Below are 13,671 nucleotides of genomic sequence, written 5' to 3'. Positions count from 1 at the left end.
CGTCAGACGGTTGCGTCCAGATGGTAGCGGCGCATCCAGTCGAGGCTTGTCGCGTCGGCGAGCTTCGCGACACCCGGTTTCACATCCCCGGCGTTCGGCGACTGTACGCCCAAGGCCTGACAGATGGAAATCAGTGTCGCCGCCGGGCTGCTTGAAAGCCGCTCGTAGCCAATCCGCAGTGGCGTTATGTCTTGCTCGGCGAACCATGTGTTCCACGCTGCGTCATAGGCCTCAAGCTCGGCGACTTCGTCCCTGATACGCTGGAAATCGTACCGCGGTTCTCCTGGCGATCCGACCCTTTCGATCTCCGTTCCATCGGGAGCGACGTGCCAAAGGCCGGTCTGCTCCGCCTTGACCAGGGAGACAGCCTGCGCAAGCTTGTTCTCACGCGACAGATGCACGTAGAGAACGCGACCGAAAGCCCTTTCGAAACGCGCTTTGTCCGACACAAGCCCCGGAAAAATCCGGTCGAGGATCGCTGAAAGCTCGTCCAGGTTTTCTCGCATCAGGCGCAGACCGAAGATTTCCGTACCACCCTTGCCGGCATCGATCGCCGCATTGAGATAGGCAAGCTGGAATTCAAGCTCGCCCATCGTGTCGCGAGGCGGCAGGTTCCATTCTTCGGCCCACTCCGACACATCCTGCCGCCGATAGAATGAGTGTGGATCGCCGGTCGTTCTGGTGGCCGCCAGCAGTTTGCACAGCAAGGTGCTGCCGGTTCTGGGCGTGCCGCAGATAATGTACGCGTCGAACATCGCTGTCCCTGTAGCTGCCGAAGGCGGACCAGCCCACCGGTCCGGCGCCGCTATAGCTGAAATCGTTGCTGGATACGATGGGCACATTCCAACGGCGTGTGCCCCGTGCAGCCCAACCCTCCTCGGCTACCGGTTGCGCACCACCACGCAGGCGCCACCGATGCTTTGCAGTTTCTGGCAGATGACATTGGCGGCGGCGCGGTCGTCGACGCCGATCCGGACCGCGTAGATGCCGCGCCGGCCGATCGGCGTACGCACTCGGCTGACCACCGGATCATGCCCGGCAAGCAGGGCCGGAAAACGGCCCCGTACCCTGAGCCATTGGCTGATCGCGGCGCTGCGGCGGAAATTGCCCGCCACCTGAATGCCCCATGGCTTGATGTTGATTGAGGCCATCGCCACGGTTCTGGACATGATCACCGGCAGCTTGCGGCAGGCGACCGCGAAATCCAGCTTGGCGTCGAGTGGCTCGACTTTGCCGGCATAGGCCCGGTCGGTGAACTTGTCGACCGGCTCGCCCATCACGTCGAAGACATAGCTTTCCGTCTCCATCGGCAGGAAGCCACCGGAATTCAGCCAGCGCGACACCCGGCTCTCGCCGGCATTGTAGGCAGCGGCCGCCAAACCGAGATTGCCATAGCCGGCCTTCATTTCGGCGAGATATCTAGCCGACGTCGGAATCGCCTGGTTGATGTCGAAGGAATTTTCAAGCCCCCGCATCTTGGCGGTGCCCGGCATGAACTGGGCAATGCCTTCGGCGCCGACAGGGCTCACGGCGTTGGGATCGAACCGGCTTTCCTTCCAGATCAGGCGGGCGAAGAAATCCCGAGGCAGGCCGTTCTGATCGGCATGCGCCTGGATCAGGTTACAGACCTTGTCGATCAGCCGCTGCTTGGCCGATTGCGGTGGATCCGCCTGGGCAAGCGTCGACCAGCCCATGCCACACAGGAAAATCAGCGCCACCCACGGGAAACGCCGCATCTGGCTTACTCTGCCGCGGCCTTGCCGCCCCGACCGAAGCGCTGGTCAATATAGTCGGCGACCATTTTCTCGAAATCCGCCGCGATCGACGGCCCGCGCAGCGTCGCCGCCTTCTTGCCGTCGACGAAGACCGGCGCGGTCGGCGTTTCTCCGGTGCCGGGCAGCGAAATGCCGATATCGGCATGCTTGGATTCACCGGGACCGTTGACGATGCACCCCATCACCGCGACCTTGAGGTTCTCGACGCCCGGGTATTTCTCCCGCCACACCGGCATGTTCTTGCGCAGGTCCGCCTGGATGTTCTGCGCCAGTTCCTGGAACACGGTGGAGGTGGTGCGGCCGCAGCCCGGGCAGGCCGCGACGATCGGCACGAACTGCCGGAAACCCATGGTCTGCAGCAGTTCCTGCGACACCTGCACCTCGCGGGTGCGATCGCCATTGGGCTCCGGCGTCAGCGAGATGCGGATGGTATCGCCAATGCCTTGCTGCAAGAGGATGCCCATGGCCGCGGAAGACGCGACGATGCCTTTGGAGCCCATGCCGGCCTCGGTGAGGCCGAGATGCAGCGCATGGTTGGAACGGGTCGCAAGCTCGGTGTAGACGGCGATCAGGTCCTGCACGCCGCTGACCTTGGCCGACAGGATGATTTTTTCGCGGCCAAGACCGATTTCCTCGGCCATCTCGGCCGACAGGATCGCCGACTGCACGATTGCCTCGCGCGTCACTTCCTGCGCCGTCAGCGGGAAACCCTTGTCCTGGTTGTCGTCCATCAGCCGCGTCAGGAGCTCCTGGTCAAGCGAGCCCCAGTTGACGCCGATGCGCACCGGCTTGTCATGTTTGATCGCCATCTCGACGATCGCCGCGAACTGCCGGTCCTTCTTATCCTTGAAGCCGACATTGCCGGGATTGATGCGGTACTTGGCCAGCGCCTCGGCGCAAGCCGGATGATCGGCCAGGAGCTTATGTCCGATATAGTGGAAATCGCCGACCAGCGGCACGTTGATGCCAAGCCGCTGCAGCCGCTCATGAATGCGCGGCACGGCGGCGGCACTTTCATCGCGGTCGACGGTGATGCGCACGATCTCGGAGCCGGCGCGGTGCAGCGCCGCGACCTGCGCGACTGTCTGGTCGATATCGGCCGTGTCGGTGTTGGTCATCGACTGAACGACCACCGGCGCGCCGCCGCCGACGACCACGCCGCCAACATCGACGCCGACCGAGGTGCGGCGGGGGAAGGGAGAAGAAAAATATCCGGTCATGCCGGCAGCCTTTTGTCTCTGGAGCGCTATGCGTCTCTCTGAAGCGCGTGCGTCCACCTGGACGCACAAGCCGGGGCCGATGCGTTGAAGTCCGGCATGAGGTGGAGGAGCAAAGATGGCTTGTCAATGGCGACAGGTCGCCACTGGCAGCAATTGGTCCCGGCCGGGACCTGAAACAGCACACGAGCTGGCAGCGGCCAGGCGGGCAAAATGGGTCCGAAGGATATTAGTTTCCGCTTATGGTGCAGCGCTGAAAATCGCAATCACTGCACCGGCGGCTGGCGCCGCCGGCAAGGAAGACCGCCAGTGGTGAGCGGCTATGTCAGGTGAGGATCAATGCGTGGTTGGTTGCGCCCTCAGTTTCTCAATCGCATCCTTGAGTGCCAGCTTGCGTCGCTTGAGATTCCCGATTTCGAGGTCATCAACCGACGGGTGATTCATCGCGTCATCGATTTCGCGTTCGATGTCGCCGTGTTTCCGCTGCAACTCATCAAGATGGGATGCAAGAGACATGATTGGTTCTCCCTTTCATGGTTTCCTCGATTGCAGCCGCCAAGGCACGTCCACCGCAGGTCGTATCTGTGACGGCACAATGACAGTGTGCCACCATCGAGCAGCGATGTCGAATGCTGCGTGGTAGCATTCCACGACAACGTGAAATGTGATATGGGCTGCGCGCCGGTGGCAGAAATTGCCGCCCCCGCCCAACCAGGCCCAGTTTTGGGCGCCGCAGACGTGCAGACGGTAGAGAATGTCCGATCAGGAACAGGCCGATACTCGCCTCGAATTTTCCCGGCTGAAGCAGGAACACGCCGATTTCGATGCCGCGATCAACGCGATGATCGCCATGAATTGCGACCCGCTGCAGATCCAGCGCATGAAAAAGAAGAAGCTGTTCCTCAAGGACCGACTGATGAAGCTGGAAGACAGGATCATTCCAGACATCATCGCCTGAGACGGAATCGCGCCGCCGGCACTTTCCGCCTATGCGCCGATCGAGAGCCCGGCGGCGCGGCCGCGCAGCAGGCCGATGAGATCGGCGGTCCGCTCCTCCGACGTATCGATCGGAACCACCAGGCACATCGTCGCCTCGACCTTGCCTGGCGCTGAAAAGACCGGCACGGCGAGGCATTTCGTATAGGCGTCGACCAGGCCCGAGGTGACGCAGTAGCCGGTCACCCCTGCCTTTGCGATGTCGGCGATGAAATCGTCGAGCCGCAGCTTGCGCCCGTCAGGCAGCACGAGATCGTCATCAGACACCATGGCTTCGATCGCAACTCTATCCAGCCCCGCAAGCAATAGCCGGCCAGACGCGGTCCAGGGCAGCGGTATCTGCAGGCCGGTGGCCGAACTGATGCGGAACGGCCTGGTACCAGGGCTGGAATGGACGATCGTATAGCGGCCGCTCTGCAGCATGCACAATTCCGAGGTCTCGCCCGTCTCGCGCGACAGATGGTCGACCTCCTGGCGCCCGCGCCGCAACAGGTCGTTGCCGCGCACATAGTCCATTCCGTAGAGGTAGAGCTTCTTGCCGAAATAGACGCGATTGCCGTCGCCGGCCATTTCCAGAAGGCCGGCGTCGACCAGCGACCGCACCAGCGTGTAGGTGGTCGAACGCGGCGCATTGACGCCCTTGGCGAGATCGCCAATCCCGATCGCACGCTGCGTCATGTGAAGGAACTCCAGGATCTCCAGGACCCGGTTGAGGCCCTTTTCACGGGACCCCGGCGCCTTCTCGTCGGCCGAAGCAGCCAAAACACTACCATCTTGCATTGTCGATTCCCGGTGCTAGTATCTGTCTTGTACAGGATACATGCGTCTCTTGTAAGAGACAATCTTTGATAATCACTGCCGCGTGTATGGGCTGTGCATAGGGGAACACAACACGAAAGGAGGTCGCCGTGAACGACACATCCGGAAGACGTGATTTTCTGAAATTGGGAATGGCGGGACTTGCCACGGCCGGCGTGCTGGCAGCCGTCGATGCGCAGAAGGCCGCCGCACAGGCCGCATCCGACAGCCTGCTGCGCACCGTGCTCGACAGAGGCAAGCTGATTGTCGGGACCGGCAGCACCAACGCGCCCTGGCATTTCGAGAACGATGCCGGCGAACTGGTCGGCATGGATATCACCATGGGCCGCATTCTCGCCAAGGGCCTTTTCGACGACCCGACCAAGGTCGAGTTCGTCATGCAGGATCCGGCCCAGCGCATTCCCAACGTGACCACCAACAAGGTCGACATCACCATTCAGTTCATGACCATGACGGCGCAGCGCTCGCAACTGATCAATTTCTCCCGGCCCTACTATGTCGAAGGCGTTGCCTTGCTGACCCTGCCGACCGCCGAGAACAAGACCTTCGACAAGCTGCTGGCCGGTGGTTCGGCGACACGCATTTCCATCCTGCAGAATGTCGACGCCGAAAGTTCCGTCCACTACGCTCTGCCGCAGGCCCAGGTGTTGCAGATCGACACCCAGGCGAACGTGCTGCAGGCGTTGGAGTCCAAGCGCGCCGACGCCGCCGCGGTCGACCTGTCCACCGTGCGCTGGCTCGCCTCGCGCAATCCCGACAAGTATTTCGATGCCGGCAAGAGCTGGTATTCGATGCTTTACGGCGCCGCACTGCGGCAAGGCGATTTGGACTGGCTGACCTTCGTCAACCAGACTTTCACCATCGCCATGTTCGGCCATGAATCGGCGCTCTACGACGCCACCTTCAAGGACTATTTCGGCCAGGAGCCGCCGGCGCGTCACCCCGGCTTCCCGGTCATCTGATCCCGGATTGCGGAAGGGTGGCGTTGTCGCCCTTCCGTTATCGACTCGACGTCCTTCACACCGAGGCGGATGCATGGGCTATGCCCTCAATTTCAACCTGATCTGGCGGCATTTCGACAAGCTCTGGGGCGGCCTGCTGCTCAGCCTCGAGCTTGCCGTGATCTCGATCGCCATCGGCGTTGTCATCGGGCTGGTGCTCGCTGTCTGGTACGTCTCGGCCGGACGCGTGGTGCGGGCGGTGATCGCCGCCTATGTCGAATTCATCCGCAATGTGCCGCTGATCCTGCTGGTTTATCTCGTCTTCTACGGCCTGCCGACCGTGGTCGACCTGGCCTACAGCGCACCAACCTCGTTTGTATTGACCCTGTCGGTCTATAGCGGCGCCTATCTGGTCGAGGTGTTTCGCTCCGGGCTCGAGGCTGTCCCGCGCGGCCAGCTCGACGCCGGCAAGGCGATCGGCCTGACCCCGTGGCAGAGGCTGTTGCACGTGCGCCTGCCGACCATGCTGCGCATCACGCTGCCGGCGCTCTCCAACACCTTCATCTCGCTGTTCAAGGACACCTCGATCGCCTCGGTCATCTCGGTGCCCGAACTCACCTTCGGCGCCCAGTGGATCAACTTCAACACCTTCCGCATCGTCGAGGTCTACCTAGTCACGACGGCGATGTATCTGGTAACCGGCTATGCGCTGCTTTTCGGGCTGCGGGTCGTCGAGCGCCGGTTCAGGGCGGCGCGCTGACATGCTGAGCCAGATCCTCTACGCACTGCCCTTCCTTGCCCAGGGCTTCGCCGTGACCTTGTGGGTGTCGCTGCTGGTGGTGGTGCTGTCGCTCATCGCCGGCGTCCTGCTGGGCGTCGGCCTGGTCTATGGTCCCGCCCCTTTGCGCTGGGCGGTGCGCATCTTCTCGGATACCATTCGCGGTATTCCGATCCTGGTGCTGATGTTCTTCGTCTATTACGGCCTGCCTGCAATCGGGCTGCATCTGCCATCGTTCTGGGCCGCGGTGTCCGCGCTCACCCTGTTCAAGACGGCGCAGGTCATCGAGTATCTCAGGGGCGCGGTCGGCTCGATCCCGAAGGGACAGTCCGAAGCCGCGATGGCGATCGGGCTGACCTTTCGCCAGAGGCTCACCTACGTCATCTTTCCGCAGGCCTTCAGGCGCTTCCTGCCGCCCTGGATCAATGGCGTCACCGACGCGGTCAAGGGCAGCGCGCTGGTGTCGCTGCTCGGCATCACCGATTTGATGCAGGCTATCAACCAGGTCATCGGCCGCACCTATGAAGCGATGCCGCTCTATATACTGGGCGCGCTCCTCTATTTCGCGGTCAACTACGCACTCTCGCTCGCCAGCCGGCGGCTCGAGCGGCGTTTCTCCTTCATCCGGGAATAGCAACGATGTCCGAAGCCCCAAACGCCAGTCCCGCGCTGCTCGACGTGCGCGATGTCTCCAAGGCCTTCGGCGCCGTCGACGTGTTGCGCTCCGTCAGCCTTCAGGTGAAGCGCGGCGAAGTGGTGACCGTCATCGGCCCTTCCGGCAGCGGCAAGACCACGCTGCTGCGCTGCGTCAACTTCCTGGAGAGCTACGACAGCGGCTCGATCCGCATCGACGGCAAGGAGGTCGGTTTTCGCGAAGCCGGAACGCGTCAGCGCCGTAGCGAACGCGATCTTGCCGCCATGCGCGCCGAGACCGGCATGGTGTTCCAGAGCTTCAACCTCTTCCCTCACCTGACGGCGGCCGGCAACATCATGCTGGGTCTGACCAAGGTGCGCGGAAAAAAGGACGCCGAGGCACGATCGATCGCCGAACACTGGCTCGGGCGCGTCGGCCTTGGCCACAAGGCCGACAGCCTGCCGGCCGAACTCTCCGGCGGCCAGCAGCAGCGCGTCGGCATAGCCCGCGCCGTGGCCATGGAACCGAAGATCCTGCTGCTCGACGAGATCACCTCCGCGCTCGATCCCGAACTTGTCGGCGAGGTGCTGGCCGTGGTGCGCAGCCTCGCCGAGGATGGCATGACCATGCTGATGGTAACCCACGAAATGGCCTTTGCCCGCGACGCTTCTAGCCGCATCGTCTTCATGGCCGATGGCGGCGTCAGCGCCGTCGGGCCGCCGAAGGAGATCCTCGCGGCGGAGACCAGCAACGAACGCCTCCGTACTTTCCTGGCGCGCTTCCGAGCCTCGCATTTCTAAACTCAGGCGGCCAAAGCCGCCCAAGGAGCCTTCATCCATGACGCCTTATATCAGGCTCGCCGAACTCGGCCTGACGTTGCCCGAGCCGCCGACGCCGATCGCCAACTTCGTCACCCATGCCGAGAGCGGGCGGCTGATCTTCCTCTCCGGCCAGGGGCCCCTGCGCGCCGACGGCACGCTCTGCACCGGCAAGGTGGGCGAGGACGTGACGGTCGAGCAGGCCTATCAGCATGCCCGGCTGACCGGGCTCAACCTGCTTGCCGTCATGCATGCCGCCGCCGGCGATCTCGGCCGTATCGTACGCGTCGTCAAGCTGCTCGGCTTCGTCAACGCGACGCCGACCTTCAGCGACCACCCGAAAGTGGTCAATGGCTGCTCGGACCTGTTCGCCGATGTCTTCGACAAGATCGGCGGCCATGCCCGCTCGGCGATCGGCGTCGGCTCGCTGCCTGGAAACATCACCGTCGAAATCGAAGCGGTCGTCGAGATCGCCGCCTGACCTGCCACCCACGGGATTAGCTCACATGAAAACCTCTTCCGACACCGGCTCCAACACCACCATCCGCGAACGGCTGGGATTGCGGCCGATCATCAACGTCTCGGGCACCATGACCGCGCTCGGCGCCTCGATCATCGTCCCGGAAGCGATCTCCGCCATGGCTGAAATGGCCTCGCAATGGGTGGAAATGGACGATCTGCAGCGCGCCGCGAGCACGGTCGTCGCACGCCTCACCGGCGGCGAGGCCGGCTTCATCACCGCCTGCTGCGCCAGCGGCATCACCATGGCGATCGCCGGTGCGATGACCGGAACCAGCCTGCTCGCCATCGAGCGCCTGCCCGACGACACTGGCGACCTCAAGTCGGAGGTCGTCATCCAGCTCGGCCACATCGTCAATTACGGCGCCCCGATCGACCAGTCGGTCCGCGTCGCCGGCGCCAGGGTGGTGCCCGCCGGCACGGTCAGCGTGACCCAGGACTATCATGTAAGCGAGGCGATCAACGAGCGCACGGCGGCGGCCCTCTACGTCGTGGCCCACCACACGGTGCAATACGGCATGCTGTCGCTGGAGGAATTCTGCGATATCTGCCACGCCAAGGGCGTGCCGGTGATCGTCGACGCCGCGTCCGAGTATGATCTGCGCGGTTTTCTGGCGCGCGGCGCCGATGTCGTCATCTACAGCGGCCATAAATTCCTGAGCGGGCCGACCAGCGGCATCGTCACCGGCCGCAAGGATCTGGTGCGGGCCGCCTATCTGCAGAACCGCGGCGTTGCGCGCGCCATGAAGGTCGGCAAGGAAAGCATCGCCGGCACCATGGCGGCACTCGAAGCCTGGGAGAAGCGCGACCATGCCGGCATCCGCCGGCGCGAGGAAGCAGCACTGAACCTGTGGAAGGACGCGCTGCAGGGACTGCCCGGCATCGCCGCCATCATCATTCCCGACCCCACCGCCAATCCGCTCGACCGGCTGCAGATATTCGTCACGCCGGAGAGCCGCTTCACCGCCGCCGGTCTTGCCTCGGCCCTTGCCGCCGGCTCGCCGCCGATCATCGTGCGCAACCACGAGGTCGAGCGCGGCCATTTCTTCCTCGACCCCTGCAACCTTCACCCCGGCGAGGCGGAGATTGTCGCCGAACGTCTGCGCGCCGTGCTGACGGCGAAGGAGCGCCCGGCCGACGCGATGAAGGTCGCCCGCAAGGATTCGTCAGGCGTCTTGCGCTGGCCGGATTGATTGCTAAACCGACCATGCCGAAGGCATCGGCTGATCACGCGACTGTGAACAGCCGGAATTTGCCCACGCGGGAATAAATCCTCTCTTCAACAAGTCTCCTCGACATACGCCACGGCTGGCGTGAGGAGACTGGCATGCCCCATCATTGCGAACACAGCGAACACGGCTGCGGCGTCAGCCGCCGTCATGCGCTGCCGAGCATGATCGTCATCAGTCCCTTCTCCATGGCGCCCCTCCTTTTCATAGCGCCCCTCATAGCGCTTGACACTGGTGACGCAGATGAATTCACTTTCAGCAAGGCAGACGACTTTGCCCGTTTCCGGGGGCTTTGCTCCTGCAAGCCAGGCAAAATCGCTGTCGCATCTTGAGGCGGCACGGCCTGTCCGCTCCGGAGGGGATCATGGTGCTGCTTTGAGCGACAAGGCCCTGGCAGAGCGCTTCAACCAGGTGGTGCTGCCGCATCTTGGCGACGCGCTGGCGCTTGCCCGCTGGCTGACCGGCAATGCCGCCGACGCCGAGGATGTCGTTCAGGACGCCTGCATCAAGGCGCATGCGGGCATATCAGGCTACGCCGGCGGCAATGCCCGTGCCTGGCTGCTGACCATCGTGCGCAACACCTCCTACACCTGGATGGCGCGCAACCGGCCGCGCGGCATGATGGCCGTCGGCGACCTCGGCGATCTCGACGACATGGCGGCGGCCCATGGCACCAGCCTGCCGCACGAGGACGGTCCGGAAGCGAGCCTGATCGCCAGGGCCGACACGGCGGCACTGGAGGCTGCGATCGCTGCCCTGCCGCAGCCGTTTCGCGAAACGCTGGTGCTGCGCGACATCAACGGCCTCAGCTATCGCGAGATAGCGGCCATGCTCGACGTGCCGATGGGTACGGTGATGTCCAGGCTGGCCCGCGCCCGCGGCCTGCTGGCGTCCGAACTGGGGAGAGCGCCATGACCGGCCATGACGATGGACTGCCCAATGATCCCGAAGGTGTCAGACTGATGATCCACGCCCTTGTTGATGGCGAGCTTGATGCGGCGGCGGCCCTTGCGGTGGAGCGTCGCATCGCCGCCGATCCCCGGCTTGCCGCCGAACATGCCCGCATCCTTGCCTTGCGAGGCGCGGTCAGCCGCCTGCCGCGCCCCGACGTGAGCGACGCCTTTCGGGCCCGCATCGCGGCGATCGGCATGGCCAGCACCGAGCAGCCGGCGACAGCCGAGGCAGCAGAGCCGCAGCGCGGCACGCCGTCGGCGCTGCCGGGCTTGATTGCCGGCGCTGGCGTCGGCCAGCGGCGTGAAGCCGGGACGCGTCCTTCGCTGGCGCGGAGATCGCCGAGGGCAAGCCGCTTCGGCTCGTTCGACTGGCGCGCCATGGCGGCATCGATCATGATCAGCGCGGTGCTGGCCAGCGGCGCGACGCAATGGGTAATGTTCAACGGCGCCGAAGACGGCTTGGCCGCGGCCGTCGCCAGCGGCCATCGCCGCAGCCTGCTCGCCGCGAGCCCGATCGACATCGTCTCCTCCGACCGCCATACGGTCAAACCCTGGCTGGACGCCCGCATCGGCGTCTCGCCGCCGGCGCCGGATCTTGCCCAGGAGGGTTTCGCTCTTATCGGCGGCCGGGTCGAGGTGATATCGGGCCGGCCGGTACCGGCACTGGTCTACCGCCACCGCGAGCACCTGATCACCCTGGTCGCCGAACCGCAGCAGGGCGGCAAGACCACCCAGCCGGACGATCTTTCCTCCGGCGGCTTTTCGATGGTGCACTGGAGCGACGGCGCCTTCTCCTATTGGGCGATCTCCGACATGGAGCGCCCCGAGCTCGACGACTTCGTCGCTCGCTTCCGCAAGGCGGCGGTATGAGCCGGAATGTGGCCGTCGGCATCTCGCCGATGGCCTGAAATCCTTGCGGCCCCGCGCGAATTCCGCTAAGGCGCGCCTTTGTCGCCGGGGAGCAGAAGCTTGGACGATCAACGCGCCGACGTCGCCATCATCATGGGCAGCCAATCCGACTGGGCGACGATGCGTCAGGCAGCGGAGACGCTGGAGGCGCTTGGTGTGCCCCATAAACGGCTGATCATTTCGGCGCACCGCACGCCCGACCGGCTCTACGAATTCGCCAAAGGCGCCAAGGCCGCCGGCTACAAGGTCATCATCGCCGGCGCCGGCGGTGCCGCGCATCTGCCCGGCATGACGGCGGCGATGACGCCACTGCCGGTGTTCGGCGTGCCGGTGGAATCGAAGGCGCTGTCGGGCCAGGATTCGCTGCTTTCCATAGTCCAGATGCCGGCCGGCATTCCTGTAGGAACGCTGGCCATCGGCAAGGCTGGTGCGGCCAACGCCGCCCTGCTGGCCGCCGCCGTGCTGGCGCTCAACGACGACAAGCTTGCCCAGCGCCTCGATGCCTGGCGCGCCTCGCAGACCGCCAAGGTCGCGGCCGAACCGACGGATACGCCGTGAGCCTGCCCGCCGGATCGACCATCGGCATCATTGGCGGCGGCCAGCTTGGCCGCATGCTGGCAATGGCCGCCGCCCGGCTCGGCTATCGCACCATCGTGCTGGAGCCTCAACCGGATTGCCCGGCGGCACAGGTCGCCAACCGGCAGATTACGGCCGCCTATGACGATCCGGCAGCACTTGCCGAACTGGCGGCTGCAAGCGCCGTCGTCACCTACGAGTTCGAGAACGTGCCGGTCGCCGCCGCAACCGCGCTTGCCGCCAAAGTGCCGGTCTATCCGCCGCCGCGGGCGCTTGACGTGGCGCAGGACCGGGTGAGCGAAAAGACATTCCTCAACGGCATCGGCATCGCCACCGCCGTGTTCCATCAAGTCGACACCGACGACGAGCTGGCGGCGGCGCTGAAGGCCTTCGGCGGCAGCGGCATCCTGAAGACGCGGCGAATGGGTTACGACGGCAAGGGCCAGCGCGTCTTCCGCAACATGGAAGCCGGCGGTTTCGCCGGCACCTGCGAGGGGATGGGCAATGTGCCGCTGATCCTGGAAAGCTTCGTGCAGTTCGAGCGCGAGATTTCCGTCATCGCCGCGCGAGGGCTGGACGGCACTGTCGCCGCCTACGATCCAGCCTGGAATGTGCACCGCGACGGTATTCTGCACACATCGACCTTGCCGGCCGGCGTTGCGCCGGCGACCGCGCGGGACGCGAAAGACGCGGCGACGAAAATCCTGTCGGCGCTCGACTATGTCGGCGTCATCGGTGTCGAGTTCTTCGTACTGGCCGACGGCTCCCTGCTGGCCAACGAGATCGCGCCCCGCGTCCACAATTCCGGTCATTGGACCGAAGCCGCCTGCATCGTTTCGCAGTTCGAGCAGCATATCCGCGCCATTGCCGGCCTGCCATTGGGAAGCTCGAACCGTCATTCCGATTGCGTCATGGAGAACCTGATCGGCGACGACGTGCTGCGCGTTCCCGCCTTGCTCGCCGAGCCCGACCTGATGCTGCACCTCTACGGCAAGGCCGAGGCCCGGCCCGGTCGCAAGATGGGTCATTTCACCCGCATCAGCCGCCGCGGCTGATACCAGACACGCCTATTGCACCTCGTCGCTGTCCGCGTCGGGGCTGGCGCAACTTGCATCGCCTTCCTCGCAATTGGCGGAGACGGCGAGCTGCTTGATGCGATCATTGGTCAGCCTGGTCAGGCATTGCGAGACCTCCATCGCATGGATGGACCCGCCCTGGCTGGCGGCGGTGTTATGCGCGCATTCGGCATCCCGGAAGCTGATCCAGGCGCGTTGTGCCACATGAAGCAATCTCTTGCCATCGGCATCATCGGAGCCGATCAGCGCCTGATAGGCCGCATTGAGCCTGGCGTCGGCCGCCTGATAGTCCTCGCCGGCACAGATATTCATCATCTGCTGGCTGTCGTCGGAGCGGTTGCATTCCTGCCCTCGGGCAGCCGAGCTCGCCGCCAGGATGACGAGGCAGGAGGAGAGGAATATTCGGCGCATGGTCGTCCCCAAATCGCTTG

Annotated in this window: 17 protein-coding genes; 11 read left to right on the top strand and 6 right to left on the bottom strand. The window is 64.4% G+C overall.

Annotated features, from left to right (window positions below; translation table 11 throughout):
• Positions 1-2 precede the first annotated feature (2 nt).
• From FJW04_RS04750 to FJW04_RS04735, 4 genes are all read right to left on the bottom strand, one after another.
• Entirely contained in the window at positions 3-755 is a 753-nt protein-coding gene (locus tag FJW04_RS04750) for a Stf0 family sulfotransferase (protein ID WP_015315341.1), read from the bottom strand.
• Between the two features lie 126 nt (positions 756-881).
• The gene (locus FJW04_RS04745; protein WP_140712665.1) at positions 882-1,736 is read right to left on the bottom strand and encodes a lytic transglycosylase domain-containing protein; all 855 of its coding nucleotides are present in this window, start codon (positions 1,734-1,736) and stop codon (positions 882-884) included.
• A gap of 5 nt (positions 1,737-1,741) precedes the next feature.
• Entirely contained in the window at positions 1,742-2,995 is a 1,254-nt protein-coding gene (gene ispG, locus FJW04_RS04740; RefSeq protein WP_140616683.1) for a flavodoxin-dependent (E)-4-hydroxy-3-methylbut-2-enyl-diphosphate synthase, read from the bottom strand.
• Between the two features lie 333 nt (positions 2,996-3,328).
• On the bottom strand, positions 3,329-3,508 hold the full coding sequence (locus FJW04_RS04735) for a YdcH family protein (RefSeq protein ID WP_015315338.1): 180 nt from the start codon (positions 3,506-3,508) through the stop codon (positions 3,329-3,331).
• A gap of 238 nt (positions 3,509-3,746) precedes the next feature.
• Between FJW04_RS04735 and FJW04_RS04730 the strand changes: the two genes are divergently transcribed.
• On the top strand, positions 3,747-3,950 hold the full coding sequence (locus FJW04_RS04730) for a YdcH family protein (protein WP_015315337.1): 204 nt from the start codon (positions 3,747-3,749) through the stop codon (positions 3,948-3,950).
• Between the two features lie 29 nt (positions 3,951-3,979).
• Here FJW04_RS04730 and FJW04_RS04725 read toward each other — a convergent pair whose 3' ends face one another.
• On the bottom strand, positions 3,980-4,768 hold the full coding sequence (locus FJW04_RS04725) for an IclR family transcriptional regulator (protein ID WP_140712663.1): 789 nt from the start codon (positions 4,766-4,768) through the stop codon (positions 3,980-3,982).
• Between the two features lie 170 nt (positions 4,769-4,938).
• On the opposite strand from FJW04_RS04725, the gene FJW04_RS04720 reads away from it, so the two are divergent.
• The 10 genes from FJW04_RS04720 (at position 4,939) to FJW04_RS04675 (ending at position 13,219) form a co-directional block, all read left to right on the top strand.
• A complete protein-coding gene (locus FJW04_RS04720) occupies positions 4,939-5,769 on the top strand; it encodes a transporter substrate-binding domain-containing protein (RefSeq protein ID WP_181172896.1) in 831 nt (276 codons plus the stop codon).
• 73 nt (positions 5,770-5,842) lie between these two features.
• A complete protein-coding gene (locus FJW04_RS04715) occupies positions 5,843-6,508 on the top strand; it encodes an amino acid ABC transporter permease (RefSeq protein ID WP_140616681.1) in 666 nt (221 codons plus the stop codon).
• A gap of 1 nt (position 6,509) precedes the next feature.
• Positions 6,510-7,160, top strand: coding sequence for an amino acid ABC transporter permease (locus tag FJW04_RS04710; protein ID WP_140616680.1), 651 nt, complete (start codon positions 6,510-6,512; stop codon positions 7,158-7,160).
• A gap of 5 nt (positions 7,161-7,165) precedes the next feature.
• Positions 7,166-7,960 (top strand): amino acid ABC transporter ATP-binding protein, encoded by a 795-nt coding sequence (locus FJW04_RS04705; protein ID WP_140712659.1) that lies wholly within the window; start codon positions 7,166-7,168, stop codon positions 7,958-7,960.
• A 37-nt stretch (positions 7,961-7,997) separates the two neighbouring features.
• Positions 7,998-8,459 carry a RidA family protein gene (locus FJW04_RS04700; protein ID WP_015315331.1) on the top strand — a complete coding sequence of 154 codons (462 nt, stop codon included), beginning with the start codon at positions 7,998-8,000 and terminating at the stop codon, positions 8,457-8,459.
• Positions 8,460-8,484: 25 nt separating this feature from the next.
• Positions 8,485-9,690: an aminotransferase class V-fold PLP-dependent enzyme gene (locus FJW04_RS04695; RefSeq protein WP_140662709.1), complete on the top strand. Its 1,206-nt coding sequence runs from the start codon at positions 8,485-8,487 to the stop codon at positions 9,688-9,690.
• Positions 9,691-10,101: 411 nt separating this feature from the next.
• Complete coding sequence (locus FJW04_RS04690) at positions 10,102-10,641, top strand: sigma-70 family RNA polymerase sigma factor (protein ID WP_140712657.1); 540 nt, start codon at positions 10,102-10,104, stop codon at positions 10,639-10,641.
• A complete protein-coding gene (locus tag FJW04_RS04685; RefSeq protein ID WP_140712655.1) occupies positions 10,638-11,549 on the top strand; it encodes an anti-sigma factor in 912 nt (303 codons plus the stop codon). Before FJW04_RS04690 ends, FJW04_RS04685 begins: the two co-directional genes overlap by 4 nt.
• Positions 11,550-11,648: 99 nt before the next feature.
• Positions 11,649-12,146, top strand: coding sequence for a 5-(carboxyamino)imidazole ribonucleotide mutase (gene purE / locus FJW04_RS04680; RefSeq protein WP_023773946.1), 498 nt, complete (start codon positions 11,649-11,651; stop codon positions 12,144-12,146).
• Positions 12,143-13,219 carry a 5-(carboxyamino)imidazole ribonucleotide synthase gene (locus tag FJW04_RS04675; protein ID WP_140712653.1) on the top strand — a complete coding sequence of 359 codons (1,077 nt, stop codon included), beginning with the start codon at positions 12,143-12,145 and terminating at the stop codon, positions 13,217-13,219. Before purE ends, FJW04_RS04675 begins: the two co-directional genes overlap by 4 nt.
• A 12-nt stretch (positions 13,220-13,231) precedes the next feature.
• On the opposite strand, the gene FJW04_RS04670 is transcribed toward FJW04_RS04675, so the two are convergent.
• Positions 13,232-13,651: a lysozyme inhibitor LprI family protein gene (locus FJW04_RS04670; protein ID WP_140712651.1), complete on the bottom strand. Its 420-nt coding sequence runs from the start codon at positions 13,649-13,651 to the stop codon at positions 13,232-13,234.
• Between the last annotated feature and the right edge of the window lie 20 nt (positions 13,652-13,671).

This window comes from Mesorhizobium sp. B2-7-3, assembly GCF_006440715.1.
Taxonomy (GTDB): domain Bacteria; phylum Pseudomonadota; class Alphaproteobacteria; order Rhizobiales; family Rhizobiaceae; genus Mesorhizobium; species Mesorhizobium australicum.
This window is presented reverse-complemented; position numbering and strand designations above follow the sequence as displayed.